This is a genomic window from Anaeromicrobium sediminis (assembly GCF_002270055.1).
Taxonomy (GTDB): Bacteria; Bacillota; Clostridia; order Peptostreptococcales; family Thermotaleaceae; genus Anaeromicrobium; species Anaeromicrobium sediminis.
In genome coordinates this window covers 1-5,140 of record NZ_NIBG01000047.1, presented here as the reverse complement: position 1 = coordinate 5,140, position 5,140 = coordinate 1, and the positions used below count along the sequence as shown (strand labels likewise).

At 30.9% G+C, this 5,140-nt stretch carries 6 protein-coding genes and 1 tRNA gene; 2 read left to right on the top strand and 5 right to left on the bottom strand.

Going from position 1 to position 5,140, the window contains the following annotated elements:
* Positions 1–127: 127 nt before the first annotated feature.
* The 3 genes from CCE28_RS21640 to CCE28_RS21630 all read right to left on the bottom strand — a co-directional run bounded on the left by CCE28_RS21640 (position 128) and on the right by CCE28_RS21630 (position 2,377).
* Positions 128–202, bottom strand: a tRNA-Asn gene (locus tag CCE28_RS21640).
* A gap of 324 nt (positions 203–526) precedes the next feature.
* On the bottom strand, positions 527–1,759 hold the full coding sequence (locus CCE28_RS21635; RefSeq protein WP_095136303.1) for an ABC transporter substrate-binding protein: 1,233 nt from the start codon (positions 1,757–1,759) through the stop codon (positions 527–529).
* A gap of 9 nt (positions 1,760–1,768) precedes the next feature.
* Positions 1,769–2,377: a CDP-alcohol phosphatidyltransferase family protein gene (locus CCE28_RS21630; protein ID WP_242973057.1), complete on the bottom strand. Its 609-nt coding sequence runs from the start codon at positions 2,375–2,377 to the stop codon at positions 1,769–1,771.
* Positions 2,378–2,601: 224 nt separating this feature from the next.
* On the opposite strand from CCE28_RS21630, the gene CCE28_RS21625 reads away from it, so the two are divergent.
* Positions 2,602–3,543 carry an L-lactate dehydrogenase gene (locus CCE28_RS21625; RefSeq protein ID WP_095136301.1) on the top strand — a complete coding sequence of 314 codons (942 nt, stop codon included), beginning with the start codon at positions 2,602–2,604 and terminating at the stop codon, positions 3,541–3,543.
* 23 nt (positions 3,544–3,566) lie between these two features.
* Here the strand turns inward: CCE28_RS21625 and CCE28_RS21620 are convergent, their stop codons facing one another.
* Together CCE28_RS21620 and CCE28_RS22830 are read right to left on the bottom strand one after the other, a co-directional pair.
* A complete protein-coding gene (locus CCE28_RS21620; protein WP_095136300.1) occupies positions 3,567–4,178 on the bottom strand; it encodes a deoxynucleoside kinase in 612 nt (203 codons plus the stop codon).
* A 277-nt stretch (positions 4,179–4,455) separates the two neighbouring features.
* Complete coding sequence (locus tag CCE28_RS22830; protein WP_278277637.1) at positions 4,456–4,587, bottom strand: hypothetical protein; 132 nt, start codon at positions 4,585–4,587, stop codon at positions 4,456–4,458.
* Between the two features lie 300 nt (positions 4,588–4,887).
* On the opposite strand from CCE28_RS22830, the gene CCE28_RS21615 reads away from it, so the two are divergent.
* Complete coding sequence (locus CCE28_RS21615; protein WP_095136298.1) at positions 4,888–5,079, top strand: small, acid-soluble spore protein, alpha/beta type; 192 nt, start codon at positions 4,888–4,890, stop codon at positions 5,077–5,079.
* Positions 5,080–5,140 lie beyond the last annotated feature (61 nt).

The following is a 5,140-nucleotide window of genomic DNA, read 5'->3' as shown; positions in this document are numbered from 1 at the left end:
CCAGCTGCTCCACTCCGCGATGTTTCAATCACTTAATTTAATTTTGGTGCCGGGGACCGGAATCGAACCGGTACGGTCTGTAAGGACCGCAGGATTTTAAGTCCTGTGCGTCTGCNCGGATATTTAATGGCTCCAAGGGAGGGGCTCGAACCCTCAACCTACCGGTTAACAGCCGGTTGCTCCACCATTGAGCTACCTTGGAACATTTCTTAGTGACAAGTTATATTGTAATATATTTTTCAAAACTTGTCAAGAAGTTTTTTCTTCATTTCCTTGACTTTCGTAAAGACAAGATATACCTTAACATGTATCCAATCCTTTGTCAACCACTTTCCTTCTCGAAGTTAATGTTTATTGTTCCTTCAAGAAAAACCTTCAAAAGACTTGTCACTTTTGGCGACATGTTATATATTATCATTTTTTTATCTGTAAGTCAATACCTTTTTTAAAATTATATATACTCTTACTTTTCAAATAAACAACAAAGAGACATTATAGTATAATGTCTCTTTCTCATTCATGTAATCTATTTTAATATTTCTTCTTCCCATATTTTTTCTATTATAGGAATTAACTTAGCTGGCATTTCTGGCAATCTGTTATCTAATAATATGCTTTGATCTATAGTAGCTTTTCCTAAGACAACATTATCAAATAGCTTTTTTTCCTCACTAGATAATTTACTATTATCTAATACGGGTAAATCTCCCCATACCTTTGGATCATATTTAGAAGCTTGCATTTTAGGGGATATGATTTCATTTATAACTAGTACGGCAGCTTCCTTATTTGTAGCATTTTTAGGAATTGCTACAAAATGAGTATTCCCCACACTACCCTTTTGAAAAATAGCAGTCTTTGTAGTACTCTTAAATTGTCCATCACTAATTTTTCTGCTTGCCTTATTAGGATTATAATCCATAGTTATTATAACCTCTCCATCTGCAAACATATTCTCTAATTGAGCCATAGTAGAAGGATAGGCCTTCCCTTCTCTCCATAAGTAAGGTTTCAATTCTTTAAAATAATCTATAGCAGGCATTATTTCCTTCTTAACAACTTCATAATCAGGTTCCATATTAATAAATTGTTCGTATCCTACCATATCATAAATTATATTTCTAACAAATGCACTTCCTACAAAATCAGGTGGAGCTGGGTATGTAACTTTCCCCTTGTTGACCTTAGCAAATTGTAAAAATTCCTCATGATCCTTAGGGAATTTCTCAACAACTTCTCCATCATATATGAATACAAATTGAGCTTTTCCATAAGGAGCTTCATATCCATCTATTGAAAAGCCAAAATCGTAATTTAACTCCACATCATTTAAATCTAAATATTTTTTCCCGTTTGGAAGTTTTTCTAAAAATGGACCTTCTAATAATTCATTTTCCTTTGCAGTAAAAAAGTTTTCCCCATTTATCCAAACTATATCAATAGTTCCCTCTGCCTCTAAATTCTTCTCATCTAATAATTTCACTAATACTTCATCAATATTCATAGGAACTCTCTTTAAAGTTATATTGTATTTATCCTTAACTTCCTTTGCAAGTACATCATCTATCCAACTATTAATTTTAGGGTCTCCTCCCCAACCATAAAAATATACTTCAGTTCCTTGTCCACTTTTTTCAATTTCTTCCCAAGTGCTTTTTCTAAAGTTGTCTCCATTCTCTAATTCCTTACTCCCACAGGCTGAAAATAAAATGCTTATACTAATTAATATAGTCAATATTACACGCAACTTTTTCTTCATCTTTTCCTCCTATTTATCTAATATTCTTTTTGCTTCTAACATCCTTTGTAATGCTGTAATTATTATGGCTATAGTAAACAAGATACTTATTCCATCCCTAACTCCAGAAAATAAGACCATACCACTTAAAAAAAGAAATCCTTCTGTTCTCTCTGTAAGTCCAGCTTGATATCTAAATGACTTAATTCCATTGTTATGGGATAGAGCCCCAACTGTTAAAAATATTGTCATAGATAAAATTATTGAGCATAGCAGAAAACAAAATAACAATTGGGAATTAGGATATTTAATAGCAAGGGTAATTATAACAGCCATTTCTACCACCCTATCAAAGGTAATATCCATAAGGGTTCCCCATGAAGTACTCTTTTTTATTATTCTTGCCATGGCCCCATCTACACTGTCTAAAAAACCAGATATCCATAAAATAATAACACCAGGTATGGTAATATCCCAATATATTAATAGGGCTGATACAATGCCTAAAATCAAGCTTATCGTAGTAACACAATTTGGTGTACATCTACATTTTAATAGGATTTTTGCAAAAGTATTTATAATGGGGTTTACATATTTCCTTCCATATGTATCTAACATATTATCACCTTCTTTATTCAATATACCCCCTGTATTCTTAAAAAAACATCTATTCCCCATCTTAGACTATTTTATTTTAAATATGGTTAATTAACAAATAAAATTTCTCTATAGTATTATTTTTTAATATAATTTTTTTTTATACGCTTTTTCTTTTCCTATTATTAAATATTTTTTTATTACACATGTTTAAAATGAAAAATATAGAGAATATTATCTTATATGAGAGAAGAAAGGATGATTTTATGATAAAAACTAATAAAATAGTAATAATAGGTCTAGGATTTGTAGGTTCTGCCACAGCCTTTACTCTTATGCATTCTTCATTAATATCAGAAATGGTATTAATAGATATTAACAAAGAAAAAGCCCAGGGTGAAGCTATGGATCTAAATCATGGTATGTCCTTTGTTAAGTCTATGGACATAAAAGCAGGAGATTATTCTGATTGTGAAAATGCAGATATTATAATAATAAGTGCTGGTCCAAGTATAGGCCCTAATGAAACAAGGCTAGATCTTGCTAACAAAAATAGCATCATAATAAAAAAGATAGTGGATGAGATTCAAAAATACACTAAATCATCTATTATATTAGTAGCTACTAATCCTGTGGATATTTTAACTTATATAGTATCCAAAGAATGTGGATATAATCCTAAAAAAGTAATCGGCTCTGGTACTGTACTAGATAGTTCCAGATTTAGATATCTATTAAGTAAACACTGTAATATAGATACAAGAAATGTCCACGGATACATACTAGGTGAACATGGTGATTCTGAAGTAGCTGCATGGAGTTTGACTAATATTGCAGGTACTAGAATCCACGAATATTGTCCCATGTGTAACTTAACTTGTACTAAAGATGAGAGAGAAAAAATATTCCATGAAGTAAAAAATTCAGCCTATGAAGTCCTAGAAAAAAAAGGAGCCACCTCCTACGGTATAGCTTTATCCATAAGGAGAATTGTTGAAGCCATATTAAGAGATGAAAATTCTGTACTAACTGTATCTAGTTTATTAGATAGTCAATATGGTATAAATGATATAGCCCTTAGTGTGCCTACTTTAATAGGTAGAAATGGAGTACATAAAGTATTAGATCTTCCTTTAGAAGAAGAAGAACTTACACAACTTCACAAATCTGCAAATAAGTTAAAGGAAACTGTAAATAGTATAAAATAAAAGTTGGCTTAAGCCAACTTTTATTAATCATATTCTTTCATCTCTATTCTTCTTAATAATTCTTCCACATTATCCTTATTAAATGAATCAAAGTTTTTTACATCTAATACTATCTTTGGTGAGTAATTATATCCATCGCACCATTTTTCATACTTCTCATGAAGTCTTTCCCAATATTTTCTTTCAACTTTACCTTCTAAACCTCTATTTCTCTGTTTAATTCGTTCTATTGCCGTGTCCACATCACATTTAATAAATACTAGCAAGGAAGGATTTTGAGCATGTTCTAACATATTATCTAGGAGAGTTGTATATGTATGAAACTCTTCCTCACTCATATATCCATCTTCCATAAGCATTTCTGCAAATATTCGATCTCCAAATATACTTCTATCTAATAACCCACCATTCTTTCTATGAATTTCCTTGATCTGAGCAAATCTTTGATTTAAAAAATGTATCTGTAAAGTAAAGGCCCATCTTTTTTTGTCTGCATAAAACTTATTCAATAATTCCTCTGTATCTGGGTTATTTAACTCCCTATATAGTTGTATTCCTAAATGTCTTTCTAACGTCTGCCCTAAAGTAGTTTTTCCCGCACCCACTATAGCGTCTATTACTATCACTTTTTTCATGCTCCCTTCTCCTTGTCCAAAATCATCACATAAACACTATTGTACCACACCTATACCATCTTGTTAATGAAAATATATGTTATGTGGATTTTTCAAATAGTTCCTTTAAACTATATTGAAAATATCATGGAAAATATGTCCAAAATAATAAAAGACCAAGATAAATCTTGGTCTTTTAAAGAGGTGTTATAAATGGCTGATTTTCAGTCATTCAGTTTTAGTGTAAAAATTTTATTATGTATAGAGAATTGGGAAAAATCCCAATTCTTTAATCTTCTTAGTATCCACCACATCCATAGCCGCCGTAGCAATTACAGAATATAATTACTAATAACAAGAAGAAAAATAGTAAACTACTATCACATCCACCAAAGATACCACCGATGCCACCACATTGTTTATCAGCCATAAATTGCACCTCCTTTACAAATTATGTAGATTTTATGATTTCTGAATCTCATCCTTATATAAGATATGCAAGCTAATCCATATGAGTTACATGACGATGAAAAAAGTTTTGTTTTTTCTAAATTTGTCCTTTCTCTTATTCCTAATATAAAGTATGCAAAATGTAAGACATGTGTTACTAACTAATAGAGTATTTTTTTATATTTAAAAATAGCTGGTAAATTAATCATGTAGAAAATTTTCATAACTTAAGTTATATTATTTATCCATTTGCTCAAACTATATATAAGAGGTGATTTATATGTCAAAAAGAAACACTGTAGTTCCTGGCGCTAGAAGAGCCTTAGATGAATTTAAAGCGGAAATTGCTAGTGAATTTGGTCTAACTGCTGATAACATTACTAATAATTTAAAATCATCACATACAGGCTATATAACTAGAGAATTGGTTAAAATGGGCGAAAAAGAAATGATGAAAAAATATAATAAATAATAAAAAAAGAGATACGAAAAATCGTATCTCTTTTTTATGGTGCGTCCATAGGGATTCGAAC

Excerpts from the sequence above, each read along its gene's own strand:
- CCE28_RS21635 (WP_095136303.1), bottom strand. The coding sequence starts at position 1,759 with ATGAAGAAAAAGTTGCGTGTAATATTGACTATATTAATTAGTATAAGC.
- CCE28_RS21625 (WP_095136301.1), top strand. The coding sequence starts at position 2,602 with ATGATAAAAACTAATAAAATAGTAATAATAGGTCTAGGATTTGTAGGT.
- CCE28_RS21620 (WP_095136300.1), bottom strand. The coding sequence starts at position 4,178 with ATGAAAAAAGTGATAGTAATAGACGCTATAGTGGGTGCGGGAAAAACT.
- CCE28_RS22830 (WP_278277637.1), bottom strand. The coding sequence starts at position 4,587 with ATGGCTGATAAACAATGTGGTGGCATCGGTGGTATCTTTGGTGGATGT.
- CCE28_RS21615 (WP_095136298.1), top strand. The coding sequence starts at position 4,888 with ATGTCAAAAAGAAACACTGTAGTTCCTGGCGCTAGAAGAGCCTTAGAT.